Raw genomic sequence first — 24,466 nt, forward strand, 5'->3', positions numbered from 1 at the left:
CCTCCTCAAAATATAATCATGCGGAATGGGGAGTCGCAGGATGCTGATCACGACATTGCTTTTGGCCGTCATGGCGCAGTCGCCCTCGGCGATGGTGGACACGACGCGCGTTGCCTTCACCAAATGCTTGCGCGACGACATGAAGAAGGCGCTCGAGGCCAAGGTCGAAGACGTCCAATATGAAATGCAGGTAAAATCGAACTGCGGGACCGAACGCGAGGCGTTCCGCAAGGCGGTAATCGCGCTCGGCCGATCGGGCGGCGATTCCGAAGCGGTCGCGGCCGAGGACGCCGACCTGCAGATCGAGGATTATCACGCCAATTTCACCGAAAAGTTCAAGGACTATAAGTCGACCAACACGATGCCCGGCGAGTAGCGAAAACGCCGCTCGCGAAAGCGGCGATCACCGCCTTGGCAAAGCCCGATTGGCCACCCCCTATTCCGCCAGACAACGGCATCGCACCGTCGTTTCATGGCGCCAGCCGCCGTCGCGCGCAAAGGTGAAGCGCGTCCGCACGACCCGCGCGCCAACGACCGTCCAGTCGCCCGCCGCACCGCGCAACGCTGCGGCAGTCGCCTCGATCCGCGCGACGGCGCCGCGGTCGGCGCTCTCGCCGACGCCGTTCAGCACCAATGCCAATTGCACTTCCCGCCCCGCCCGGTCCTTGGTACCCCAGTCGCGGCCTTCGGCCCCGCCTACCGAGACATAAGGCGCGCTCGCCCGCGGCGGGACGCCATCGAACACGCCGTGCACCAGCCCCGCGAGTTCAGCATCGCCCGCCAGCAGAGCGATCGCCTTCGCGCGCACCGCCTGCTCGGCGCCGCTCATCGCACGCTTCCCAGCGTCACCCGCCGCCACGGCTGCCATAGTGCGGCGATCGCTGCCGGCGGGGCCGCGCCCGCGCCGTCGCGCGCGTCGTGCAAATGCTGCGTCATCCGGATGATGCCCTGGCGGATCGCCTCGGGAACGCCGTTGGCGCCCTCGGCCATGCCGGCGCGATAGATAATGCGCGCACCCACCGCGTCGGCCGAATCGGCCACGGCGACGCACGCGCTGCCGTCGCGAGCGATCGTCACGCGATACGCCTGCTCGCCCAGCGGCTGTTCGCTGCCGTCCGGCGAGAGCAATATCACGCTGTCGACCGCGACGACGGGCCGCGCGCCGAGCAGGATGCGGTCCGCCGGCAGCGGCCCCACCTCCTCCCCCATGCGCACCATCAGCCACTGGCCTATGAACGCCTCGCAGATATTGGTCGCCGCGCGCACCAGTCCTGCGATCACGGCGTCGTCGATCGTCGTGCCCAGCCGCAACCAGCCGCGCGCCTCGTTCAGGCTAACCGGGGTCTCGCCCGGCGACAGGCTTTCCACCATCATCGCTCCTCCACCCGCACGGTCATCGACCGCTCATCGATCTGTCCGTCGCTCATCGTCACGCGATTGGTGACGCGATAGACGCGCCCCGCGATCCCGCCCGCCAGCGTGACGGTGACCTCCGTCAGATCGTGTGCGCCGCCGGCTACGGTCACGCCGCCCTCCTCCACCGGCATCACCGACCAGTCGCTGGCAACGACCGCCTGGCCCGCCGGATACGCCGCCGACCAATCGAACTCGAAGTCGATCCGCGTGCCCGGATCCTTCACCATCATCGTCATCATCTCCCCCTTCCCGTCAGGGCTTGCGCAAGGTCACGCGCCGCGCCGCTTCGCGCACCCGCGGCAGGACCGTCTGCGGCGCCGCCGGTTCGGGTCCGGCCCATTCGCTTGGCAGATCGCGCCGCGCGACATCGCCGATCGCGCGCGCGGCCAATGCCGATCCGTCCGTCATGCCATGGTCTCCAGCGCCGCAAGGCGCGCGTCCTGCGCCGCGATGAGGAACATCGCCAGCTGGTCGGTGCGTAAGCCGAAGCGGTCGCCGGCGGATCCGCCCTCGCCCGCCGCTGCCTCGTCCCATTGGTCATGACACAGAAAGGCATAGCGGCTGCTCGGCGCCGCGCCGTCGGCGATCGGCTCGATCAGCCCTTCGTCGGCCATGATCGCCCACACCGCCTGCGCGCGCGCGCCAAAATGCAGCCGCGCGCCCGCTTCGCCCTTCACGGCGATGGCGGCATTCCACTGGAAAAATCCGAGTTCGCCGATGATGCGCCGCGCCGCGCGCAATTCAGCCTCGGTCGCCGTGCCGCGCCAAGTTTTTTCGCGCGTGTCGGAGGTGTTGATCGTGCCGGTCGCGGCATAGACGACCGACCAGCGCAAGCCGGACGTGCCGAGTGTTTGAGCATTGTCAGTGCCGGGCGCGGTACCGCCCGATGCGTTGACGAGCAACCGGATCGCTCCGCTCGTTACAAGCCCCAGATTGGCCCCCGACGCTCGCATCCCCATATTCGGCGCGCCCGCGAAACTATAGGTCGGCGCGGCCGAAGTGCCATCGGGCGCTGCTATCTGTCCGCTATTCAGCTTCAGCCCGCTCGCGTCGAGCCGTGCGACCTCGCTCGCCGCAATGTCGAAGGCCACCGCGCCGTCGAGCATGCGAAGCCCGTCGCGGCCCGCCCCGGCTCCCGCGACGTTGAACAGACCGATCGCGCCGCCATCGGCAAAGACGCGCAGCCGCTGGCCGCCATCCTTGCCGATGTCGAGCACGTCGCCATCGGTCGGGCGCTGTATCTCGATCGCGCCGCCGGCCGCGGCACCCAGCGGACCGTTCAGCATATAGCGGCCGTCGGGGCCGCGAAACGCGAGTGCCGACAGCGGGATGTTGATCCATCCGGCGCCGCGGCGAACCGTCACCGCGTCCGTCGCTTCGCCCGCGACCACGCTTCCATGCGTCGTCGACAGCGGCTGCTTCGCGTCGAGCGCATCCGCCAGCCCGGCCAGCTCGCCATCGAACGCCGCCATGTCTGCTGCCAGCGTCGCCGCGCGCGTGTCGGCGGCCGCGAACCAGCCCGCGCCGACGGTCAGCGCGATCGTTTTCAGCCCGGCCGTGAAATCCACCGCCGCGCCATCGTTCGACGATGCGGCCACCACGTCGCGAAGCAGGCGGCCGTCAGCGCCGATTCGGCCGGTCCCGACCTCCCATTGTTCGGGGCGGGCGATCCCCGCGACGGCATAGTCAAACGAAACGCCGGGCGGCACGGCGTCGGCAAAGCGGCGATGACCGGGCACCGCGCCGGTCGGCGTCAGCGGCCCGGTCCCGCCCTCTTGCGCAAGTTCGCGCACCAGGTCGGCGAAAAATGGGGTCGGCATGGCAGGGCCATCCTTTCAGGAACGAATTTTTCAATGGGAGAAAATGCGGGCCGCCATTTCATTCAGTCCGAGGCGAAGGCCGGACCGGGCGGAAGGGTGGTCGGCATTTGGCGCCCGGCTCCGCCCCGAAAGGGTTGGACGGGCCGGGCGCCCTCGCGCACCAGCGCGTTAGCTGGCAGCGAATTTCATCAGCTTGATGGCCTGCGAATCGATGATCGCACCGCCTACCCTTTTGGTTGCATAGAAATGCACGAAGGGCTTGTTGCTGAACGGATCGCGCAGGATACGCGTCTCGCCGCGGTCGGCGATCAGGTAGCCCGCGCGGAAATTGCCGAAGGCGATCGACAGGCTGTTCGCACCCACATCGGGCATGTCCTCGGCCTCGACCACCGGATAGCCGAGCAAGGTCGCCGCCTGCCCCTCGACCATTCCCGGCTGCCAGATGAAGGCGCCGTCGCTCGTCTTGAACTTGCGGATGCGGCTCAGCGTGTCCGAATTCATCACCCAGCACGCGCCCTGCCGGTACGGTGCCTTCAGCGAGTGGACCAGCTCGACCAGCTTGTCCTGCGGGTTCGACGCCGGGAAAGCGCCCGCAGCCCCCGTCGCGAGGTGTTGCAGCGTCCCGAAGGCGCGCACGCTGTCGAACTCGTTCGTCGTCGAATAGGTCAGGAACCCTTTCGGCCGGTTCGTGCCATTGCCGTTCACGAAGGCGCTGCCCTCCGCCACCGCGAACTCGCGCCCCAGCTGTTCGGCGAGCCAGTCCTCGACGTTGAACATCGCATCGTCGAGCATCGCCTGGCTCGCCGCCGGATTGGCGTAAAGCTCGCCCGACGGCGGCGCGATCTCGGCAAAGCTGCGCGTCGCGGTTTCGGGACGCGCCGCCGTCTCGCCGACCCAGCCCGTGCCCATCGATCCCGTCGCGACCAGCTTGCGGTATCCGCTCGTCCCCGTCTGCACGACGGTCGCGATGCTGCGGATCGGCGACAGCGACTTCAGCGTCGCGGCGATCGTCCCGTCAATCTCGCGCGGCACCGCATAGCCGCCCTCACCGCCGCTGGCCCCCGACAGGCTCTTCATCTCGACCCCGGCATCGATCCCGCGCCGCAGATACCGCTCGACAAAGGCACCCAGCGCCGGATCGGCCGCCTTCGCCCCGTCGAGCGGCAGCCGCGCCGCCGCCACCGTCTGCGCATCGACCTGTGCCTTCAGCGCCGCCACCGACGCCTTTAGTTCATCGACCGCCTCCGCCGCCAGCACCGCATCGAACGCTCCGTCGAGCGCATCCGCCTTCACTTCCATATTGTCCATGCTTGTCACTCCTTCACCAAATCCACCGCAATCACCCGCGCCAAAGGCTGCATCGGCATCGCCACCAGGCTCACCTCGGCCAGGTCGAGCCCCAGCAATTCGCGCGGTTCCTTCCCGCGCGACGCCGTCACCCGGTATCCGAAAGACAATCCCGTCAACGCCCCGCGCGCGACCAGCGCCGCCGCAGTTGGATGCGTTACCCGCGCCACGACGCGCAGCCCGCGCTTGTCCTCGCCCAATGTCTCGATCGTGCCGATGCTCGCCCCCGGCCGATGCTGCCAAAGCAAGGGCACGGCGCGTCCTGCCCTCAGGCTCGCCGCAAACGCCCCCGCCCGCACGACATCGCCCCCTCGATCGACCCGGTCGAACACCGAAGCATAGCCCGCGAACCGGACTCCGCCCTCCCGTTCAGGGGAGCGGCCAGGGGTGGCGGCCCGTGCCCTCGCGCCAGCGCTCACTTCAACAGCCCCGGCAGCCCCAGCTTCACCGCCAGCCCGACGACCACCAGCGCCAGCACGCAACGCACCGCCCAATCGACGACCGCCGCCCACACGCTCTTCTTCGCATCGCGCCACGCGCCGAGCAGCTGGCGCAGATCGCTCACATCGTCGCGCGCCGCCTCATCCGCGAGCCCGAGCCGCGCCAGCGCCCGCCGCGCGCCCAACTCGCTCGCTTCCTCCACGACCGCGCGCAGCAGCGCGGCATCGGGCGCTCCGGCCGCACTCGTTCCCGCCAGCGCGATCAACCGCGCCAGCGCCTCGTCCTCGTCCATGTCGAAATCCTCATGAAAATCCCTCCCCCTTGGATGGGGGAGGGTTGCGCAGCCTTGGCAGCTCGCTGCCCAGGCGAAGCTGGGTGGGGGTGGCCCGCTGCCGGCGAAACCTACCCCAATCCCAACAGCGCCTTCTTCTCCTCCGCCGTCAGCCAGTCCGCCGCCGACACCTCGCGCCACAGCGCCATCCGGTCCTCGGCCAGCGCCGGCACCTTATCCAGATCGACGCGCAGCTCGGCGCCATCGAACCACCCGGCCAGCCCCTGTGCCACCGCCCCCAAAATCTTCGCGCACAAAGGCAGCACCGTCAGCCGCCACAGCGCGCGATTTGCCTCGCGATAATTGGCGTAGGTCGCATCGCCCGGCAGCCCGAGCAGCATCGGCGGCACCCCGAACGCCATCGCGATCTCGCGCGCACTCGAATCCTTGAGCGCGAGGAAATCCATCTCCGCCGGCGACAATGATAGCGCCTGCCACTTGAGCCCGCCTTCGAGTAGCAACGGCCGCCCCGCATTCGCACCGCCCGCAAAGCTCTCGGCCAGCTCCTCGCGCAGCCGGTCGACCTGTTCCGCCGACAGCGGCATGCCCTTGTCGCCCGGATCGTGCACCAGCGCCCCCGAAGGCCGCGCCGCATTGTCGAGCAAAGCCGAATTCCACTTCGCGGCGGCGTTGTGCGATGCGATCGCGCCAGACGCGGCGCCCAGACACCCTGCGCCATAATGATCGTCGAGCGGATGCAGCGCCTTCACATGCACGACCGCGATGCGTCCCGCGCCATCTTCGGCGGGCAGCACCACCGCGCTCCCGCCCGCTTTATACCGATAGGCGACCGGCCATCCGCGCGCGTCCGCCTCGACCGTCACCCGCTCGGGCCGCAGCGCAAACAGCTCCGCCGGCGCCCCCGCGCCATCTGCCAATATCTGCACATATCCATTGCCGTGCAGCAGCAGCTGCGCTGCCAAAGTCTCGACCAGTCCCTGCCCGCCCGACGACGCCGCCACCAGCGACGCCAGCGCCGGATCGCTCGCGACGATCGGCGCACTGCCCGCCGCCTCGGCAACGAGCCGCACCGCCCGCTGCACGATCGCATTGGACAAATAGCCCTCGCGGACCTGCGCCTCCCAGCTGAGCGGCGCGGGCGCCGACCACGTCTCATACACACGCGACAAAGCGGGCCGCGCAGCATGCTGCGCGGCCTTGCGGCCAAACCAGTTCATGATCATCTCCTGCAATCGCAAAATGAGGGCTGTCGTGGCTGTCTTTCGATCCTCCCTGCCACCTCCCCATGGCTTCGCCATAGGGAGGATCAGGCGGTCCTATCCGGCTCGTCTTGGTTCAAACCCGCCGCACCCCCGGCCCTCGCCCCTTCCGCAGCCCCTCCTGCAACGCCGCCAGCGCCCAGACGCAAGCATCCGCCCGATCCGGCGACCGCCCCGGCCCCGCATAGCCGCCGCCAACCTGCAATCCGCAAAGCTGGTCCTCAAGGCTCTCGAATACCCCCGCATGCACCACATCGCCACGCTCATAGGCCAGCGCCACCGGCTCCGCGCGCCGCGCCTTGCCGATGCTCGCATGCACCGGCACGACGGGCAGCGCGACATCGGCCTGGCGCAGCGTGCCCTCGACCATCTCGCCCCCCATATTGCTCTCGGCCACGACGCGGTCGGCGCCCCAGCGCGCCGCCGCCGCCGCGACCGCCTGCGCCCAGACATGCGGCGGCGGATTTTCGACGCTCGCGTCCTCGACCACCGCCAGCCGCTCGTCGCGCAACTGCGCCGCGACCACGATCCCGCACGCATCGCCGTTTGCCGTCGCCGGCGGGTCGACACCGATCACGACGCGCATCGGCTTGCCGACGCTCGCCGCCTCGACGCGGCACCGCTCGACCAGCGCCCGCGTCCACAGCGCGCCCTCGACATCCTTGAGCAACTCGCCACGCAGTTCCTGCCGCCCCAGCCGCGTCCCGCCATAGATCTCGTCCATCGTCGCCAGCCATTGCGGCGACAGGTTGAGGCAATTGTCCCCTGTGCTCCCGCCGGTCGTTTCGACACCCTTTTCCTTCATCAACCGCCTTACCAGCGGCACCCCGCGCGGCGTCGTTGTCGCAACCACACGCGGGTTGTCGCCGATCCGCATCGTCAGCATCAGATTGTCCCACGCCGCTTCGCCCTGCGGCCATTTGGCGATTTCGTCGCACCAGGCCGCCGAATGTTCGGGGCCGCGCAGACTCTCGGGCTCCGCTGCTGAATAAAGCGTCGCCACCGCGCCGTTTGCCCAACTCAGCCGGCGGAGGCTGCTTTCATACTCGGGTCGCACATCATCGGGCGCAATGGACAGCAAGCCGCTCTCCCCCTCGACCATCACCTGCCGCGCCTCGTGCAACGACGCCGCGACGAGCGCGATCCGCGCGCCGGGATGGGCTTCGGCATAACCGCGCACCCATTCGGCTCCCGTGCGCGTCTTGCCGAAGCCGCGTCCCGCGAGCAGCATCCAGACGTGCCAGTCGCCTTGCGGCGGGCATTGGTCGGCGCGCCGCCACCAGCTCCAGTCGCCGAGCAGCCTTTCGGCCGATGTGTCGTTTACCCTGCGCGCCCACGCCGCGAACTCTTCAGGCGCCAACCTCAGCAGTTCGGAAAGCCCCTTCAAACCCGACCATCCTCGCCATCGCCTTCCGCCGCCATCCGGGCGCGCATCGCTTCCAGCTTGGCGATCAATCTGGCTTTGGCGCTGCCCCTCGGTGCGCCGTTCGTGCCCGGAAGTTTCGCCCCGCGCACCGCCGCCCGGTGTGCCGCGAGCAACGAAAGCCCGAGCCGGTATTTCTGCGCGCGCGACTTCAGCGTCGCATCCTTCACATTGCCCGTGGGCGCGATCAGCGCCTCGGACAATAATTCGGCCTCAAGCCGAGCAAAGCCTTCGCACAACGCTTCATGCCAGCGCGCCGCGAAGGCGCTGTTGCGCCGGCGCTCGCGGTACATCGCGTTCGCGGAAACCCCCGCTGTGCGGGCCGAGGCGGCAACGTTCGACGATTCGGCGAGGGCTTCCAGGAATAGATCCTGCTGCCGCCGGCCAGGCCGTGCATCGCCGGTGCCGCCCGCCGTCTTTCCGGCCTGTCCCATCACTCGCCTCCCGAAAAGATTCGGGCCGGAACGCTCTCCCGAAAACGGAAGGGCGCCGGCCCGAATCGCAATTCTTCATGATGTGACACTTGTGGCGTTTATGTAGTTTGCAAACCCACTGTTCAGCCGATGAGATAACGAACGGCAGAAACCAGCCCCGCAACGAACGATCCGGCGACAAAGGCGGTCGCCAGCCAATATTCGAGCGCCCTACCGCGATCTCGCCAGTTTGGTTCGTGGTTCATCCGGTCGGTGTGACAGGCCGGGATTTTGTAGGAAAGGCCTATGGACGGTTCGTAAACGTCAATCGCGCAACCTCTGCGAATGAGCTGGGGAGCATCCCCTGCTTCACTTTGCTCAGGAGATAGGGGGGCAGTTTCTCTGGCAGATATACGTTGCGCATCCATTTGCGAAATGCCGGGATGGCTTCTTCGGGGTAACAATATGCAGGTTGCGGATTGGACGCAGCCTGCGGGAAATAGTCCGGATAGTTATGATTGTAGCGTTGCCTCGCGCCGTGCTTTGCGTCGAAGCTTTTATCTGTCCAGTGCTTAGACCAACCCTTCCCTACGCTAATGTCCGGCACAAAATGAATGCCAACGTCTGCACCACCGCGAATCAATTCTACGATAATGTCAGCAGTTTCCTTGAATACGCTGAAATATCCAGACGGTATACCGCCATATGCAGCTGTGACGCGATCGTGAAATTGCTGCCATGCAATCGGGATGCCGCCATTGGGGTCATATCCGACTTTCGTGTAAATAAACTGGCGAAAGCTGGAGCGTGCTAACAGGCGGAAATTCTTGAGAGCCACATCGTTGTCGCTCTGCTTGGCCTCAAAGGCATAATATTCCAGCACTGCCATACAGACAATGTCGGGGTAAGCATGGTGAACGGTGCCGTCCATCGTGGTTTCTATATAGGGTTTTTCGAACTCCACGCCCTGCTGTTGCAGGGACTCCCGTATTTTCCGGACCCGTGGTTGCTCCTTACCGGAACCCCATTGGTCGCCCAGACGGAGAATGAGCGTGTGGTCAACGCCGCACATGCGCGCAAGGCCTCTGGCGTTGAGATAGGCTGTGCCGTCATTGAGGACGCCCATACCCACGCCATCAACTTCGACTTCTTTCTCGACATGTAGGTCGAGCAGAAACTGCCCGGTGCTGGTGACCAAATCGCCCATATTATCCCCTTTTCCGCTATTTTCCGCGGGTTTTTCCGGTGACCGGCTTATGCTTCACCAGCTTCCCTAGGCGCTCGTCAAAGCGTTTGGGATCGTCGTCGGTTTCGAGATCGCGCGCGGCTTCCTTGAACTTCTCTACCTGCGATTTATCATCTGACACGATACGGTTCCTTAACGGCGTTGCGACAGAGTTACGTCGTCGCTATATAGCAGCGAAGGAGACGGTGGACCTAGAGGGACTTGCACCCTCGGGGCGACAGGTGGGTAGCCGACACCCCGCACTATGCTAGGCCCAACGCTCTGGACGCCCCGCCCTCACAGGTGGGGCGTTCGCACATCAGAAAGGAACGTCGTCGTCCAGATCGTCGTCAAACGGCGGTCCGGGCGCTTTCGTCGGCGTTCCAATCAGTTTCGAAAATTCATCACCCTCCGGCGGTTTGGTCGCGGTATAAATGCCCTTCCGACCCGGCACCGAATAGATGATCTCTTTTTGCGCCATGCGCCAAAGCTTGTTCTGGAGAAACTTGCGGGTCTGGACGACCTGAAAGCGCCGAAACAGTTCGATCAAAACCGAGTCCAGATCGACCTCGTCGCCGCCCGATTTGATTACTGTGAAAATCTGTTGCTCAAGGTCATCAACCTTGATGCCGGCGAGCTCCTTGACCAACTCCGCTGGAAGGTCGCTCAGGTCGCCATAGGATGCAGGAATTGGCTTCGTAATGCGGCGGAGGTGCTCAAGCTCCTCGATTACGCCGTAGAGACCCTCAAGACGGGTCGTATATATCGAAACCTGTTTTTCTTCGCCCTTGTCTTGCGCAGTGGCTTTCCATTTTTCAATCAGCCGCGCGTAAGCCTTGACGGAATCTATGGGATCCGGCATAAGAATATCCTCAGTGACCGGCCAAGGATGCTGTCAGCAAAACTACATCAATGGCCAAAATCGGCTCGATTCCCCAAGGGGCGTCGGGCCGATCGTCGTTGTGAGCCGATTCGAGACAGATTGCAAGGGTGTTTTGCTCTAACTTTGCGCCCTGCTCTTTTTTCTCTCTACTTTGCGGGCAACTCTTGCGTTTACTTTGCGCCGCTCAGACTTCGTTCGAGTGAGGGCGCCCATAGGTGAGGCGCTTGCCGACGATGCCACGGACGGCGGCGACAGCCCGACCGCGATCATCAATGCCGTTCGCCTGACGGGTGTTATAGCGAAACTCAAATTCAGCCAGATAGCGATGCAAGTGCTGCTCGCCGCAATGCTGATAGACGCCCTTCATACCACGCTTGAAAATCGAGAACGCGCCTTCAACGGTGTTGGTGTGGATCGTGCGATCCTTGTAATCGACATACTGGCGAGCGCCGTGGAGCGTCGTGCCATGCTCGGCAAACTCGCGGCCGATTTTCTTATACATCTTGGCTTCGTCGGTCATCAAACGGGCTTCGCGAGCGATGTTGTTCAGGACGATAGGGTGAACCTCGTCGGCGCGGAACTTGTCGAACGTGAACGAACGCATGGTGCCGCTCTCGCGGTCCACCAGCGCCAGAACACCGAACTTGTGGGCCGTGCCAGCCTTCGCGCCACGACGGCCTTCCTTGGTGCCGAAATAGGTTTCATCGACCTCGACAGCGCCACCGCCCGAACCGAACGGGGCGGCAAGGTCGCCCGAACGCATGGCTTCACGGATGCGGTGGGCAAGGAACCAAGCCGTCTTATACTGGACCTCAAGGATGCGGCCGAGCTGGTGGGCCGAAATGCCCTTTTTGCTCGACGCGATCAGGTGGACGGCCTGCAACATCTTGTGCAGCGGCATACGGGCGTGCTCGAACACAGTGCCAACCTTGACGGTGAACTGCTTGCGGCACTCGCCACACTTTTTCAGGCCGTGACGCAGCGCACCTTCCGGCGTTTTCAGGGTCGGCTTGCCGCGAACGCCCGACAGGTCATAGACCCGACCACCGATCACACCGCAATGCGGGCAGACAACGCCGTCAGCCCAAACGATGCTTTCCAGATGCTCGAAAGCCTTGGCTTCGTCGTGGAAATAGGGGGAAGAAAGAACCGACATGGTGATATGCTCCGTTGATGAGCATTATCTAGCGCATTCGGTTGGGTTTGTAAACTACATAATCGCGACACTTGTGCCATATCAGCGTTACGATGTCAAGGTATTTTAACCTATATGGTTTTTATCTGGATCAGGCGACAGAATGCCAATTTTGCAATTCGCGGCGGAACCTTATTCGACCGCCGGCGTATCAGGGTGGGGTCTCGCCATTTTCAGGCTGGAGTAACCATCATCGAACCCCGAACCCTTGCCGCTTACGCCATCATCTTCCTGATGGTCGGCACCGCAGTCTATCTCATCGCCCGGTTCAGGCGCGAACGAGCGCGACAGCGCGACATTTTGCGCGGACGATATCGCAACCATCCGTAAGCACGGGAGAGGCTAGGCGCACCGGCGCGGGATCGACTCCGCGCCCCGCGCCGGCGGCGGCATCGGCCCAGAGTATCGCGCGTTCCGCGATCAGAACCCGTAGCGTAGCGTCACGCGCACGTTGCGCGGTTCGCCATAGATGAAGCCCCCGAACCAGCTATTGGTGTTGTAATAGGCCTTGTCGAAGACATTGTTGACATTGACCTGGAGCGACAGCGCCTCGGTCACGTCATAGGCGCCCATCAGGTTCACCAGTGCATAGGCTTTTTGCCCGACCGGTTCGATCACGCCCGTTGCGGGATTTTCGGCCGTCTGCGGCGGCCGGCTTTCCCAACGGAGCGAGCCGCCGAGGCTGAAGCCGCCCAGCGCGCCGCCGAATTCATATTTCGTCGCCATGCGGAACACGCGTCGCGGCTGGTGCGCCTGCACATTGATGCCGTCGGGATCCTTCGCCTTGAAATGGCTCCACCCGGCGCTGATGTCCCAGCCCCGAAACGGCTCGCCCTGCATTTCGAGCTCATAGCCCTTTGACACGACGCCCTGCGCCGGACGCGAGGCGATGTCGGTGGTGCCGGGTACGAAATAGGGATCGCCCGTTTCGGGGTCGATGTCGGGAACCGCGAAATTACTCTGCTCGATGCGGAAGACCGCGGCCGATGCGCGCAGCCGCCCGTCCATCAGGTCGGCCTTCAGCCCCGCTTCGTAATTGTCGCCTTCGAGCGGGGCGAGATAGCGTCCGGTGCGATCGCGCGCGGTCTGCGGATTGAAGATGCTCGTATAGCTCGCATAGGCGGAGAGGAAGTCGTTGAAGTCCAGGATCAGCCCCGCATAGGGGGTGAATATATTCTTGTGCTCGATCCGATAGGGTGCGGGCGTGTAAAGCGCTTCCTCCTCGTCGCGCGTCCACGAACTCAGCCGCCCGCCGGCGATCAGCTTGAGCCGGTCGAGAATCTGGAAGCGCGTCGCGCCATAGACCGCGGTCTGCTCGGTCGTACCGAAACCGCTCATGCGATAGCGTTCGCCCCATGTGGGTTCCGGATAACTGCCATCCCACGCGTTGAAGTCGCCGACTGGCGCGACGCTCGCGGGATCGGGATCGCGGTTGGTCCAGCCGCCCTTCTGGTGGCTGTACATTGCGCCGAACACCAGCTCATGCCGCCGCCCGAAGAGCTGGTAATCGCCCTTGGCCTGCAGGTTGGCGCTCCACTGCTTCGGCTTGGAGAGATACCAATAGGGCCACACCTCCATGCCCAGCCCGGTCGCGCGGTCGGGATTGCCCCACAGCCAGATCAGCTTCGAATCCTCGGTCTGCTCGAAATAGGAGACATCGCCGCGCAATTGCCAGCTACCGCCCAGATCCTGCTCGATCGAAACGAACGCCGCCTTTTCGGTGGTGTCCCATGCGTTCCAGTCGGCGCCGGTCGTCCGCGAGCGCGCCCAGTCGGGCCGCGAGCCGTCGGCATACCAATAGGGCAGCTGCGCCCACATCACCCCGTCGCGCTCGTCCCTTTGATAGCTCGCCCCGGCGCTCAGCCGGGTGCCGGGGCCGAGGTCGGCGGCGATCGTGCCATAGAGGGTGAAGCCTTTGCTGCTTTCGAGGTCGACGAAAGCATCCTGCGAATAGACTTCGGCGACAAGGCGGGCGCGCACCGAGCCGTCGACGGTCAGCGGCGCGCCGATGTCGATCATCCCCGAAAAATGGTTCCACGAACCCGCTTCGAGATTCACCTCGCCGGTCAGTTCGCGCGCGTCGGCGCGCTTGCGGACCATATTGATCGACGCCGAAGGCTCGCCCGCGCCCTGCAGCAGGCCGGTCGCGCCGCGGATGACCTCGACCCGGTCATAGATGGCGGTGCTGGTTTCCTCGAGCCCGACATTGCCCGTCGCGAACGGCAGGCCGTCGAGCTGGAAGGCGGTGATGTCGAAACCGCGCGCCGAAAGCAGGTTGCGCCCGCGATCGACCCGCTTCACCGAAACGCCGGTGGTATATTCCAGCACGTCGGCCACCGTCGATGCCGCCTGGTCATCGATCTGTTCGCGCGTGATGATCGTGATCGACTGCGGCGTCTCGCGCGGGGTCAGGTCGAGGCCGGTGGCCGCCCTATTGCGGTCGATGCCGCTGCCATAGACGACGATCATGTCGTCTTTGCGGCCGCTCGCCTCACCCTTCTCCTGCTCCAAAGCCGCTTCCTGGGCAAAGGCCGGAACCGAAAGGGCGCTGGCGGCGAGCAGCGCGAATTTGAAGACCAGACGATACGAACGAAACATGGTGCCCCCACTATCCCTGCAACAACGAGCAGCCCCTAAACTAATTGCAATTGCGACGCAATAGAGGCAAAATATTGTCGCGAGCCGAAAGATGATCGACGGCGCCGAGACAGGATGGGATCGACTGCGACACCGTCCGGCGCTAGCGTCAGGAGCCCGCGGGCAGGTCGGAGGCGTTGAGCGAGTTCATGGCGCACCGGGCTTTCCTGGCTGCGCGATCGCGGGGCGACCGACGAGACGGATTTGCCTATCGCGGGAACTTTGAAAGGCGCTCCGCATAATGTCCCCGATATGTTCGCAATCGACTCGCTGCTCGTAAAAATCGCCCTCATCGGCGTGATTGGCTTAAGCGCGCAGTGGATCGCCTGGCGCACCGGCCGGCCCGCGATCGCACTGATGCTGATCGCCGGCATCGTCGCCGGCCCGATGCTCGGTCTCATCGATCCCGAGCGGGACTTCGGCGCCCTGCGCGAACCGATCATCAAGCTCGCGGTCGCCGTGATCCTTTTCGAGGGCGGGCTCAGTCTCAAATTCCGCGAACTTCGCCAGGCGGGCACCGCGGTCCTCATGCTCGTGTTCATCGGCGTGCCGCTGGGGTGGGCGCTCGGCACCGCCGCCGCTTATTATGGCGCGGGCCTCCCGCTCGAACTCGCCGCCCTGTTCGGCGGCGTGATGGTCGTGACGGGGCCGACGGTCATCGCGCCGCTGCTGCGATCACTGAACGTGCCGCCGCGCGTCAAGCATATGCTCAAATGGGAAGCGATCGTGAACGATCCGATCGGGGCGCTGATCGCCGTCGGCGTCTTCAGCTATATGACCCACGGCGGCGGGGCCACCGCGAGCAACATCGTCATCGACGTCGTCGCCGCGAGCCTGCTCGCCATCCTGATCGGTGTCGCGGCGGGCTTTGCCCTCACCACCGCCTATCTTCGCGGCTGGATTCCCGAATATCTGAAAGCCCCGATCCTCCTGACCTCGGTGATCGCGGTCTTCGTCCTGTCCGACATCATCATGCACGAGACGGGACTTATCACGGTGACTGTCATGGGCGTCGTGATGGCGAACCGCGAAACCTATTCCAGTCACATGCTGCGGCGCTTCAAGGAAGACCTCACGATCCTCCTGGTTTCGGGCGTGTTCATCATCCTGTCGGCGACGCTCGACTGGCAGGTCGTGCAGAATTTCCAGCTGCGTTTCCTGCTCTTCCTGCTCCTGCTCCTCTTCGTCGTGCGGCCGCTCACCATCATGACCGCGCTGCTTTTCACGCGGATACCGTTCCGCGAGCGGCTCTTCGTGGCGTGGGTCGCGCCGCGCGGTATCGTGGCGGTGGCCGTGACGGGCCTCTTTGCGTTGCGGCTGACCGACTATGGCGTGCCGGGTGCCGAGGCGCTCGTCCCATTAGGCTTCGGTGTCGTCATCGTCACCATTTTCGCGCACGGCTTCACCGCGGGGGCACTCGCGCGTCAGCTCGGCCTCGATCGCGGCAAGGGCGACGGGGTCCTGCTTGTCGGCGCGAACAGCTGGACGATCGCCTTCGCCCAATTCGTGAAGTCCCAGGGTCGTCAGGTACTGATCGCGGACGAGGACAAGCTCGCGCTCCGTCGTGCCCGCCGCGCCGAAATCCCGGTCTATCACGGCAACATTCTCGACGAGGCGCACGACGACGAAATCGAGCTTGCCCAGTTCAGGCAGCTGATCGCCGCGACCGGCAGCGACAGCTACAACGCGCTCGTATGCAGCGAGCTTGCGCCGGAGATCGGACCCGAGCGCGTCAGCCGGACCGGCGGCCAGTCGCGGCTCAAGGGTCTGCGCCGTGGCCGCGCCTTCACCCTCGCCGGCACGCCGATCGAGGAGCTGCTTGATCGCCTCCAGGCCGGCTGGACCTTCGGACGCACCCGCATCACGGAGAAATTCACCTACGATGAATTTGTCGCGCGGATGAAGGCCAACGGTGGCGACAGCCTCGCCGTTGCGAAAGCTTCGGGGGAGCTTCTCATTTTCTCGACCGAACGCCGTCCCCATGTCGACGCCGAGGACGTCATCTGGACCTTCGTTCCCCCGGAGGTCGCCCCCACGGCGTCGCGGTCAGCCGGCGCTCCCCGAACGGAGGAAACGGCAGCGGAACGCTGAACCGCAGGTCGAAGGCTAACGCAATTTTCGCCCTTCCGCGTCCCACACCTCGACCGTGCCGAGAGCCAGGGCGCGTATCTTCGCCTCGATCTTCGACAAATCGCCGACGATCACCCAGCTCATCGCGTCGGGGCGCAGCATCTCGTCCGCGGCCCTGGTGATCGCCGCAGGCGTCAGTGCGCCGTATCTGGCGGGAAGCGTCGCAAGATAGTCATAGGGTTTGTCAAAGAGCGACACATATTGGAGGTAGTTCACGAACGCCTGGTTCGTTTCGAACTGGCCGGGCAGCGCCAGCACATTGCCCTTCACCATCATGTCGAGCTCGGCCTGCGTTGCGGGCCGCTCCTGGCGGATCGCGCGGATTTCCTTGTCGATCTCGGCCAGCGCCTCCGACGTCCTGTCGGTCTGCACGCTCGTCGCCACGCCGAAATTCTGCGGCCCGCGCTGCTCGTTGATAAAACTGCTCGCGCCATAGGTCCAGCCCTTCGCCTCGCGCAGGTTCATGTTGAGTCGCGCGGTGAAGCTGCCGCCGAGCACGCCGTTCGCGGCATCATAGCCGAAGTTTCGCGGATCGAGGCCGTCGGGCAACAACTGGCCGACGCGGATCACCGACTGGATCGCGCCGGGCTTGTCGATCAGCACCACCCGGCTCGCCGTGGCAAAGGGAATCGTCGGCACGGTCTTGCTGCCCTTGGCCTCCGCCGGAGACGACCAGCTGCCGAAGCCCTTCTCGAGCAGCGCGGTCAGCGCCTCGAGCGTCGTGTCGCCGCTAGCGTAGATCACGGCATTGTCGGGGCGCACCCAGCTCGCGTGCCAGCCTGCAACATCGGCGCGGGTGAAGGACTTCAGCGTGTCCGCCCGCCCCGCAAGCTGCGCGCCATAGGGATGCGCCGCGCCATAGAGCAGATTGGTAAAGGTGCGCTGCGCGATCGCGGTCGGTTCGGCGAGCGACTGCGAAATGCCCGACAGGCTGAGCGCGCGGTCGCGCTCCAGATCGTCGGCGCGGAAGCCCGGCGTGCGAATATAGCTCGCCCACAGCGCGATCGTCGCGGGTAGTTCGCGGCTGAGCGATGAGAGCATGAAGCTCGTCGTGTCGCTGCCCGCGCTCGCAAAGAGGCGCGCGCCCAGCGACGCCTGCTTCTCTTCGAACGCCTGCGCGGTCAGCCCGACCGGGCCATCGCCCATCATCTGCAGTGCGAAGCCTCCGAGACCTTTTTTTTCGGGCGCGTCGGCCGCCGTCCCCGCATCGAACACGATCGCCATGTCGACCGTCGGCACGTTCCGGCGCGGCGAAAAGACGACGCGAATGCCATTCGAAAGCCGCGCCTCCTGCGCAACGGGCAAGGTCAGTCCGGGCGAGGCGGCGAGGTCCGGCAGCTTGCTGCGGTCGGCGCCGTCGGCGATCACCCCGTGTGCCGCATAGGGAAGCACCGTCAGCTTGTGCGCGCCGCGGGTCAGCCAATCCTTGGCATCGGCGAGCACGGCGGCGGTGGTGACGGCGTCGAAACGTTTATTATCCTCGGCATATTCGGCCGGATTGTTCGCAAAGATCAGCCCGTCGGCGAGCGCCATCGCACGGACATAAACCGATTCGAGCGCGCGGATATTGTTGCCGTAATTGGTCACCTTCGCGCGCTTCAACTCATCCGCGGTCGGGCCGGTCGCAAGAAAGCTGTCGATCGTTCGCTGGATCGCGGCCTCGGCATCCTTCGGTTCGACGCCGGGCTTCAGTCGCGCATCGACCGAGAAGATGCCGGCGACCGCCATCGGCTGGTAATTGACCGACACCGATGTCGCGAGCGGCCGGTCGAGGACCAGCGCCTTGTAAAGCCGCGACGTCTTGCCGCTGCCGAGCGCGCTGGCGGCGGCGCGCAGCGTCGAGGATTGCGGCGTGCCGCGTCCGGGAACCGCCCAGCTCCATGACACCGCCGCCTGCGGTACATTGTCGAGCATCGTGTCGCGCTTGTCTTCGGACAGGCTCGGCACCCAGGCGGCCGTGCGGCTGACCGGCGGACCGGCGGCCACGCTTCCGAAATATTTCTCGGCGAGCGCCTTCGCCTGCTGCGCATTCACATCGCCCGACAGCGACAGCACCGCATTGGCGGCGCCATAATATTGGCCGAACCAGTCCTTCACGTCGGTCAGCGACGCGGCACCCAGGTCTTCCATCGAACCGATGATCGGATGATGATAGGGATGCCCCACCGGGAACAGCGCCCGTGCGGTGATATCGTCCATCCCCGAATAGGGCTGGCTTTCGCGCTGCCTTTTCTCGTTCTGGACGACACCGCGCTGCTCGTCGAGCTTGGCCTGCGTGATCGCACCGAGCAGATGGCCCATGCGGTCCGATTCCATCCACAGCGCGCGCTCGAGCCCGCCGGTCGGCACCACCTCATAATAATAGGTCTGGTCGAACGAGGTCGCGCCGTTGACGGCCGAAGCGCCGATTTCCTGCAGCGGCGGGAACCATTCGTCGTCGCGATGTTCGGACCCGTTGAACATCAGATGCTCGTACAGGTGCGCAAAGCCCGACTTGCCCGCCGGTTCGTTCGCCGAACCGACATGATACCAGACGGCAACCGCGACCTTCGGCGTGCTGCGATCCTCATGGACGACGACGCGCAGCCCGTTGGACAGCGTGAACTGCTCAAAGGGCAGCACTTCGTCGGCATGCGCCGGCTGAACGAGCGAAAACGCGGTGGCCGCGGCCGACAGCAGAAGGCTGGTACGGATCATGAGGAGAAGCTCCTGTCACATCTTTGATAGAAATCCGGCCGGCTGATCCGAGAGGAGAGCCGCCGACCGGAAGGGGAAATGCGCGTCAGAAAGTGACGGCGACGCCTGCCTTGACGCGGCGGCCGCCCAGATAGGTCGCGCCGCTGTAGAAACGCGGCGTGTCGCCGACGCCGCCGACCGAGCCGAGCAGATCGGGGCTGCTCGTGCCCTTCAGCAGATCCTCGCCCTCGACATAGAGGCGCAGCTTGCCGAAGCTCGGCTGCATCCAATATTCGAAGCGGAAGTCGAGCGTGCGGACGCCTTCGCGATAGACCGACAGGCCGCGCGGATAGAAATTGTCGAGCGTGCGCGACTGGAAACCATAAGCCAGCGTCGCGTCGATCCCATATTTGTTATAGGTCAGCGCGACCGTTCCCGAATGCTTGGGCTGGTTGTTGAACGGAATGCCCGAGAATTCATAGACCTCCTCGCCCGCGTCGGCATAAGGCCAATTGTAGATCTGCCAGCGCTTGCTCTTGGTGAAGGTATAATTGGCATAGATGCCGAGCCCCGCCAGCGCGCCGGGCAGGAAGTTGAAGCGCCGCTCGGCCTGCGCCTCGATCCCCCAGATCGTCGCCATCTTGTCGCTGTTCGACGGCGTCGATCCGGTGATGAAATAATCATCCGGGTTCGCCGGATCGAAATAGGGCGCACCCTGGAAATAGATATGGTCGGGCAGCGGCACTGCGGCGAGCTGCGCAGGCCCGTTCGTCGCATTGGCTTGCAGCAGATTCCTGATCCGCTTGTAGAATCCCGACAGCTTCAGCACCCCGATGTCCTGGTCATAATATTCGACGCTGAGGTCGAAATTGTGCGTTGTCGCGGGCTTGAGGTCGGGGTTGCCGGTGTTGATCGTCAGGATCGGCTTCAACCCCTCCGGCCCCGGAATCGGGATGTTGATGAAGCTGATCCGCGTCTGCGCCGAAAGCTGGCCGATCTGCGGCCGCGCGACCGACAGGAAATAACCGCCGCGAAAGATCAGATTGTCGCTTTGGCGATAATTGAACAGGATGCGCGGCAGCCAGTCGGTGGCCGTCGCCTTCTGGCTCGCGAGGCGGGTGAAGTCGTTCTGGAATTTGAGATCGACGCCGAACCCGCCGCCGTTCGACGGATCGATCGGCCCGATATAGGTCGGGAAAATCAGATTATCGGCTTCGAGCCGCGTGCGGTTGAAGCGCACCCCGCCAATGATTTCCAGCTTGCCGATGTCGAGGCGCGACTGGACATAGCCGGCGAGATTCTGTTCGAGCGTGCGTTCGCGGTTGATATCGTCGGGCAACACGATCGGTGTGAGCTGCAGCCCGCCGGCACCGCCGACATAGTCGTTCACATTGTCGACGAAATCTGTGAGCGATTCCTCGCTGATCACGACGAAGCGCGAGCCGGTGACGCCGATGCGCGACAGATCGTTGGGAACGAGCGTCAGCGGCAGCGCGCTGATCGGAACATTGCCGCCGAATTGCGAGCGCGCGAGGCGGCTCTGAAATTCGACGCGCTCGAACTGGACGCCCGCCTCGACATAGGTCAGCGGCCCCCAACCGGCGTTGAATTTCGCGCTATATTCGGCGGTGTAGCGATCATTCTTGCCGCGCGTGACGTCGATCTGGCCGCTCGCCGCATCGATCGTGAAATTGGAGGTATCGTTGACGAAATCCCATCCCGCCTCGGTCAACAGCGGAAGTTGCAGCCCCTTGCCGCCGCGTGGGCCGAAAGGCGTCACGATATAGCCGAGTGTCGGGTCGGTCGCCTGGGCCAGAAAATATTCGGCGCGCGCATCGGCCGCGGGCATACGAAGCTGTAGCCCGAAATTCGACGGATGGCGCTCGCTGCCACGCGCATAACCCAGCAGATATTCGAATTCGAACCGCCCCGTCTTGGTGCTGCCGCCAAGGCTGTAGGTGTCGGTGATGTTGCGGGCATTACGGTCGTAAACATAATTTTGCGTATGCTCGAGCGCCTCGTTGCCGGGCGTCAGATCGACCATCAGCGCGGTGCGATTGCCGCTGGTCGGCGTCGCGACATAATCGAGGTCGACGCCAAAGCTTTCGTTGAGCTGGACCGTCGTGCGGCGCGCCTCGCTGTGCTGATAGTCGAATTTCAGGTTGCTGTGGTCGCCGACCTTCCATTCCGCCGACAGCGTCGCGGCGACATTTTCGGTCTCGACATGGTTGAAGCTGGTGCCGAGGCTGAGCGGAAAGGCGCGCGTCGCATCGGGCAGGAACGGAAAGGTGGCAAGCGGATCGACCGCGTCATATTGTTCGAGCGTCGGATTGCCGTCGACGTTGGGCGGCAGGAACTCGCCATAACGCAGATTATGGCCATAGCTGATCGAACGATTGCTCGACTTGCGATACTGCACCGACGCGCTGAGCCCGAAATTCTCCTCGGCGCCGAACTTGCCGGCGATCGTTCCCGACACCAGCACATCGTCGCTGAAACCCTTGCCGCTCTTGCCGCCTTCGATCAGCAGGTTGGCATAACGCCGCGGCCGGTTGAGTGGCGACAGCGTCTCGATCTCGACCAGCCCCCCGGTGCCCGCACTGTCCTGGCTCGGCAGCAGGCTCTTGCTGATCGTGATCTTGCTGACCGAATCGGCGAGCAGGTTCGACAGGTCGGGCGACCGGCCGACACCGTTGCCGACCGGCAGATTCAGGCCGTTGAGCTTGACCGCATTCATGTCGGGGTCGAGCCCGCGGATCATGATATTGGTGCCGTCACCGGTCAGCCCGTCGCGCTGGAAAGAGACGCCCGGCACGCGGCGTAGCGCTTCCGAAATCGTCGTACCGGTGAAATTGCCGAGATCGTCGACCGATACGACGTCGGAACTATTCTCGGCCGTGCGCTGGAGGTTTAGCGCGTTGGCGCGCGCGCTGCGCGAGCCATAGACGACGATCTCGCCCGCCGCGTTGCTCCCCTCGTCCATCCAGAATTCGGCGTTGGTCTGCTCGCCCCGGACGACCTCGACCCGCGTCGATTGCTCGATGAAGCCGAGGAAGGACACGGTGAGCGTGTAGGTGCCCGTGGGTACGCGCGCGAAACGAAAGTTGCCGAGGTCGTCGGCGGTCGCGACCTGACCCGTTTCCTCGACCCGCACGAGCGCGCCGGAAATATTGCGATTGCCGTCGGATTGGGCAACGCGGCCCGATATCGAACCCGCGCCTTCGGCCGCCGGGCGATCGGAGGGAGTGGAAGGCGCGCCGCCCGACGGGCGGGTCACGACATAGGAGCCGCCCGCGGTTTCCCGGAGGACCAGCCCCGACCCCTGAAGCAGCGCGCGATAGGCGCCGCCGGCGGTGAAGCGGCCGCGGAGCGACGGCGCCGTCTTGCCGCGCACCACCGAGCTCACGAAAACGATATTGGTTCCGGTTTTCGACGCGACATCGCGAAGCGAACGCGCGAGCGGCTGTTCCGACAGGTCGAGATCATATTCGGCCTGCGTCTGGGCCGCGGCGGTATTGGAGACGATGGCAATCGTAGCGGCGCAAGCCGCGAGCGTGGCTTTCGAAATCATCAATGGCCCCCTGATGGGCGGGGTGTTGCTTGCGACCCGCCTCATCCAAGCAGACGCGCGATTGCCGCAAAACCGACATCGCGATGAAATAAAATTTTTGCGCGATCCGCCGAGCGAAATATTGTTACGGATTTCATCGATTTAAGCGAAACGTTCATTCGCGAGGGGCAGCCCCTTGGCGTTCAAGGCTGATGCGGCCCGCATCGCGATCGACGTTGAGGCCATGGAGCGCGGCCACCGCATCGGCAAACTCCGCCGTATCGTTGGTTGCGAAGACCCCCGACACCGTCAGCGCGCCAAGCCGGGGATCGGCGATGTCGACCTGCGGTCCGCCATAGCGGTTAAGCTCGGCGACCGCCGCCGACAGCGGCGTGTCGTTGAACATCACCTGCCCGCGCCGCCACGCCGTCGCCGCCTCGGACGATACCGGCGTCACCATCGCGGCGGCGTCGACCGCGGCTGCGAAGCGTTCGCCGGGCGCCAGCAGCGTCGATTGAACGGGGCGGGCGCCGACCGGAGAGGAATAGGTGTCGACCCTGACCTTTCCGGAAATCAGCGTCACGGTGACGGCATTTCCCGTCTTCCTTACGATGAAGCTCGTGCCGATGGCGGTGACGCTCTTGTTCCCCGCCTTGACGACGAAGGGCCGCGCCGGATTGCGCGCGACCTCGAACATCGCCTCGCCGTCTTCCATGACCACATTGCGCGCCCGCTCCTCATAGCGGACGCTCAGGTGCGTATCGGTGTTGAGCGCAATCCGCGTGCCGTCCTCCAGCGTCGCCACCTTTTGCTCACCGACAGCCGTCGCATATCCGGTCGGCTGCCCCGTGAACCACCATCCCGACACCAGTGCCACGATGAGGAAAGACAGGGCGAGCGCCAGCGATCGGGCGCGCCCGCGCGTCATGCCGCGATTATCGGGCAGCGGCTCGGCGCCAATGTCGCGGCCGTCGCGCAGCGCAGCGGCGCCGGGCAGGATCGCCCAAAGGTCCATCGCCTTCTCGAACGCTCCGCGATGGCTGGCATCGGCATCGAGCCAGGCGCGCAGCCCCGCCTCGGTGGCCTCCGTCCGACCGGTCGATTCGAGACGCGCGAGCCAGGCCGCCGCTTCGGCCGCCGTCCGCTCGGATGGGCCCGGCCGGCTCACCATTGCTCCATCCACTTCATGAGCTGCAGTGTTGCACGCGCGACCTGCTTTTCGACCGCCGCGACGGACATATCTTCCGACCGGGCGATTTCGGCGAAGGGCAGGTTCTCAAGCCGGCGTTTCAGCAAGATACGCCGCGTTCGTTCGGGCAGTTGATCGAGGCCGCGGGCGGCATGCGCCAGACGCGCGCGCTCCTCGACAATCTGCTGCGGGTCGGGTGTGCCGTCGGCGATCGACTCGATATTGTCGTGCTCGGCAAAGGGCGACCGGCGCTTTTTGCGCGCGCGATCGATCGAAAGATTCACCGCCGCCGTCACCAGCAGGGCCTCCTTCGATTCCGCCCTATGGGCTTGTTCATATTGCTCGACCTTGACGAAAGCGTCGTGCACCAGTTCATCCGCGTCCTCTGCGGGAACGCCACGCCGCATCACCGCCCGCCGGGCTTTTGCCAACATATCAGCGAGGCTCGACATGGCGCTCCCGAATTACCTTCTCTTCCTTCAGACGAACGAGGTGGCATTTTCCGACATCGGTTGCAAAGCCGTTCCCGGCGACCCGCCCGCGACGTCTGGCCGGTTGCGGGTCGCAGCC

Annotated in this window: 23 protein-coding genes; 3 read left to right on the plus strand and 20 right to left on the minus strand. The window is 64.8% G+C overall.

All coding sequences use genetic code 11. The annotated features are described in order from the left end of the window. The first annotated feature begins 40 nt into the window (after positions 1–40). The gene (locus tag VSX79_RS13900) at positions 41–376 is read left to right on the plus strand and encodes a hypothetical protein (RefSeq protein WP_179494441.1); all 336 of its coding nucleotides are present in this window, start codon (positions 41–43) and stop codon (positions 374–376) included. A 60-nt stretch (positions 377–436) separates the two neighbouring features. On the opposite strand, the gene VSX79_RS13905 is transcribed toward VSX79_RS13900, so the two are convergent. The 15 genes from VSX79_RS13905 to VSX79_RS13975 all read right to left on the minus strand — a co-directional run bounded on the left by VSX79_RS13905 (position 437) and on the right by VSX79_RS13975 (position 11,675). Next, positions 437–829: a DUF3168 domain-containing protein gene (locus VSX79_RS13905; protein ID WP_179494439.1), complete on the minus strand. Its 393-nt coding sequence runs from the start codon at positions 827–829 to the stop codon at positions 437–439. Beyond that, positions 826–1,374, minus strand: a complete 549-nt coding sequence (locus VSX79_RS13910) for a head-tail connector protein (RefSeq protein ID WP_179494437.1) — start codon at positions 1,372–1,374, stop codon at positions 826–828. Before VSX79_RS13910 ends, VSX79_RS13905 begins: the two co-directional genes overlap by 4 nt. Then, complete coding sequence (locus tag VSX79_RS13915) at positions 1,371–1,655, minus strand: phage fiber-tail adaptor protein (RefSeq protein WP_326913641.1); 285 nt, start codon at positions 1,653–1,655, stop codon at positions 1,371–1,373. Before VSX79_RS13915 ends, VSX79_RS13910 begins: the two co-directional genes overlap by 4 nt. A gap of 13 nt (positions 1,656–1,668) precedes the next feature. Continuing rightward, positions 1,669–1,824 carry a hypothetical protein gene (locus tag VSX79_RS13920; protein WP_179494435.1) on the minus strand — a complete coding sequence of 52 codons (156 nt, stop codon included), beginning with the start codon at positions 1,822–1,824 and terminating at the stop codon, positions 1,669–1,671. Continuing rightward, positions 1,821–3,236, minus strand: coding sequence for a tail fiber domain-containing protein (locus tag VSX79_RS13925; protein WP_326913642.1), 1,416 nt, complete (start codon positions 3,234–3,236; stop codon positions 1,821–1,823). The genes VSX79_RS13920 and VSX79_RS13925 overlap by 4 nt, the downstream gene beginning before the upstream one ends. 168 nt (positions 3,237–3,404) lie before the next feature. Continuing rightward, a complete protein-coding gene (locus tag VSX79_RS13930) occupies positions 3,405–4,544 on the minus strand; it encodes a phage major capsid protein (protein WP_179494432.1) in 1,140 nt (379 codons plus the stop codon). 5 nt (positions 4,545–4,549) lie between these two features. Further along, a complete protein-coding gene (locus VSX79_RS13935; protein WP_326913643.1) occupies positions 4,550–4,915 on the minus strand; it encodes an HK97 family phage prohead protease in 366 nt (121 codons plus the stop codon). A gap of 83 nt (positions 4,916–4,998) precedes the next feature. Then, positions 4,999–5,316, minus strand: a complete 318-nt coding sequence (locus VSX79_RS13940) for a DUF6127 family protein (protein ID WP_179494428.1) — start codon at positions 5,314–5,316, stop codon at positions 4,999–5,001. Between the two features lie 110 nt (positions 5,317–5,426). Continuing rightward, entirely contained in the window at positions 5,427–6,533 is a 1,107-nt protein-coding gene (locus VSX79_RS13945) for a phage portal protein (protein WP_326913644.1), read from the minus strand. Positions 6,534–6,651: 118 nt separating this feature from the next. Further along, a complete protein-coding gene (locus tag VSX79_RS13950) occupies positions 6,652–7,962 on the minus strand; it encodes a DNA-packaging protein (RefSeq protein ID WP_407697227.1) in 1,311 nt (436 codons plus the stop codon). Next, entirely contained in the window at positions 7,959–8,432 is a 474-nt protein-coding gene (locus tag VSX79_RS13955; RefSeq protein WP_179494422.1) for a hypothetical protein, read from the minus strand. The genes VSX79_RS13950 and VSX79_RS13955 overlap by 4 nt, the downstream gene beginning before the upstream one ends. Before the next feature lie 283 nt (positions 8,433–8,715). Then, positions 8,716–9,618 carry a hypothetical protein gene (locus tag VSX79_RS13960; RefSeq protein ID WP_326913645.1) on the minus strand — a complete coding sequence of 301 codons (903 nt, stop codon included), beginning with the start codon at positions 9,616–9,618 and terminating at the stop codon, positions 8,716–8,718. A 16-nt stretch (positions 9,619–9,634) separates the two neighbouring features. Then, positions 9,635–9,778 carry a hypothetical protein gene (locus VSX79_RS13965; protein ID WP_326913646.1) on the minus strand — a complete coding sequence of 48 codons (144 nt, stop codon included), beginning with the start codon at positions 9,776–9,778 and terminating at the stop codon, positions 9,635–9,637. Between the two features lie 177 nt (positions 9,779–9,955). Continuing rightward, positions 9,956–10,498 carry a hypothetical protein gene (locus VSX79_RS13970; RefSeq protein ID WP_326913647.1) on the minus strand — a complete coding sequence of 181 codons (543 nt, stop codon included), beginning with the start codon at positions 10,496–10,498 and terminating at the stop codon, positions 9,956–9,958. 205 nt (positions 10,499–10,703) lie between these two features. Continuing rightward, complete coding sequence (locus VSX79_RS13975; RefSeq protein WP_326913648.1) at positions 10,704–11,675, minus strand: IS1595 family transposase; 972 nt, start codon at positions 11,673–11,675, stop codon at positions 10,704–10,706. 114 nt (positions 11,676–11,789) lie between these two features. Between VSX79_RS13975 and VSX79_RS13980 the strand changes: the two genes are divergently transcribed. Next, positions 11,790–12,044 (plus strand): hypothetical protein, encoded by a 255-nt coding sequence (locus VSX79_RS13980; protein WP_179494411.1) that lies wholly within the window; start codon positions 11,790–11,792, stop codon positions 12,042–12,044. A gap of 90 nt (positions 12,045–12,134) precedes the next feature. Here VSX79_RS13980 and VSX79_RS13985 read toward each other — a convergent pair whose 3' ends face one another. Then, on the minus strand, positions 12,135–14,312 hold the full coding sequence (locus VSX79_RS13985; protein ID WP_326913649.1) for a TonB-dependent siderophore receptor: 2,178 nt from the start codon (positions 14,310–14,312) through the stop codon (positions 12,135–12,137). 291 nt (positions 14,313–14,603) lie between these two features. On the opposite strand from VSX79_RS13985, the gene VSX79_RS13990 reads away from it, so the two are divergent. After that, entirely contained in the window at positions 14,604–16,442 is a 1,839-nt protein-coding gene (locus VSX79_RS13990) for a cation:proton antiporter (protein WP_326913650.1), read from the plus strand. Between the two features lie 15 nt (positions 16,443–16,457). On the opposite strand, the gene VSX79_RS13995 is transcribed toward VSX79_RS13990, so the two are convergent. From VSX79_RS13995 to VSX79_RS14010, 4 genes are all read right to left on the minus strand, one after another. Continuing rightward, complete coding sequence (locus tag VSX79_RS13995; RefSeq protein ID WP_326913651.1) at positions 16,458–19,178, minus strand: M16 family metallopeptidase; 2,721 nt, start codon at positions 19,176–19,178, stop codon at positions 16,458–16,460. An 85-nt stretch (positions 19,179–19,263) separates the two neighbouring features. Next, the gene (locus VSX79_RS14000; RefSeq protein ID WP_326913652.1) at positions 19,264–22,728 is read right to left on the minus strand and encodes a TonB-dependent receptor; all 3,465 of its coding nucleotides are present in this window, start codon (positions 22,726–22,728) and stop codon (positions 19,264–19,266) included. Between the two features lie 154 nt (positions 22,729–22,882). After that, positions 22,883–23,875 carry a FecR family protein gene (locus tag VSX79_RS14005; protein WP_326913653.1) on the minus strand — a complete coding sequence of 331 codons (993 nt, stop codon included), beginning with the start codon at positions 23,873–23,875 and terminating at the stop codon, positions 22,883–22,885. Next, complete coding sequence (locus tag VSX79_RS14010; RefSeq protein ID WP_179494399.1) at positions 23,872–24,348, minus strand: RNA polymerase sigma factor; 477 nt, start codon at positions 24,346–24,348, stop codon at positions 23,872–23,874. Before VSX79_RS14010 ends, VSX79_RS14005 begins: the two co-directional genes overlap by 4 nt. Positions 24,349–24,466 lie beyond the last annotated feature (118 nt).

Source organism: Sphingopyxis chilensis (genome assembly GCF_035930445.1).
Taxonomy (GTDB): domain Bacteria; phylum Pseudomonadota; class Alphaproteobacteria; order Sphingomonadales; family Sphingomonadaceae; genus Sphingopyxis; species Sphingopyxis chilensis.

Coding starts and splice junctions, on each gene's coding strand:
- VSX79_RS14000 (WP_326913652.1), bottom strand. CDS start 22,728: ATGATTTCGAAAGCCACGCTCGCGGCTTGCGCCGCTACGATTGCCATC.
- VSX79_RS13945 (WP_326913644.1), bottom strand. CDS start 6,533: ATGAACTGGTTTGGCCGCAAGGCCGCGCAGCATGCTGCGCGGCCCGCT.
- VSX79_RS13910 (WP_179494437.1), bottom strand. CDS start 1,374: ATGATGGTGGAAAGCCTGTCGCCGGGCGAGACCCCGGTTAGCCTGAAC.
- VSX79_RS13955 (WP_179494422.1), bottom strand. CDS start 8,432: ATGGGACAGGCCGGAAAGACGGCGGGCGGCACCGGCGATGCACGGCCT.
- VSX79_RS14010 (WP_179494399.1), bottom strand. CDS start 24,348: ATGTCGAGCCTCGCTGATATGTTGGCAAAAGCCCGGCGGGCGGTGATG.
- VSX79_RS13960 (WP_326913645.1), bottom strand. CDS start 9,618: ATGGGCGATTTGGTCACCAGCACCGGGCAGTTTCTGCTCGACCTACAT.
- VSX79_RS13915 (WP_326913641.1), bottom strand. CDS start 1,655: ATGATGACGATGATGGTGAAGGATCCGGGCACGCGGATCGACTTCGAG.
- VSX79_RS13900 (WP_179494441.1), top strand. CDS start 41: ATGCTGATCACGACATTGCTTTTGGCCGTCATGGCGCAGTCGCCCTCG.
- VSX79_RS13995 (WP_326913651.1), bottom strand. CDS start 19,178: ATGATCCGTACCAGCCTTCTGCTGTCGGCCGCGGCCACCGCGTTTTCG.
- VSX79_RS13905 (WP_179494439.1), bottom strand. CDS start 829: ATGAGCGGCGCCGAGCAGGCGGTGCGCGCGAAGGCGATCGCTCTGCTG.
- VSX79_RS13985 (WP_326913649.1), bottom strand. CDS start 14,312: ATGTTTCGTTCGTATCGTCTGGTCTTCAAATTCGCGCTGCTCGCCGCC.
- VSX79_RS13970 (WP_326913647.1), bottom strand. CDS start 10,498: ATGCCGGATCCCATAGATTCCGTCAAGGCTTACGCGCGGCTGATTGAA.
- VSX79_RS13920 (WP_179494435.1), bottom strand. CDS start 1,824: ATGACGGACGGATCGGCATTGGCCGCGCGCGCGATCGGCGATGTCGCG.
- VSX79_RS13990 (WP_326913650.1), top strand. CDS start 14,604: ATGTTCGCAATCGACTCGCTGCTCGTAAAAATCGCCCTCATCGGCGTG.
- VSX79_RS13940 (WP_179494428.1), bottom strand. CDS start 5,316: ATGGACGAGGACGAGGCGCTGGCGCGGTTGATCGCGCTGGCGGGAACG.
- VSX79_RS13980 (WP_179494411.1), top strand. CDS start 11,790: ATGGTTTTTATCTGGATCAGGCGACAGAATGCCAATTTTGCAATTCGC.
- VSX79_RS13975 (WP_326913648.1), bottom strand. CDS start 11,675: ATGTCGGTTCTTTCTTCCCCCTATTTCCACGACGAAGCCAAGGCTTTC.
- VSX79_RS13930 (WP_179494432.1), bottom strand. CDS start 4,544: ATGGACAATATGGAAGTGAAGGCGGATGCGCTCGACGGAGCGTTCGAT.
- VSX79_RS13925 (WP_326913642.1), bottom strand. CDS start 3,236: ATGCCGACCCCATTTTTCGCCGACCTGGTGCGCGAACTTGCGCAAGAG.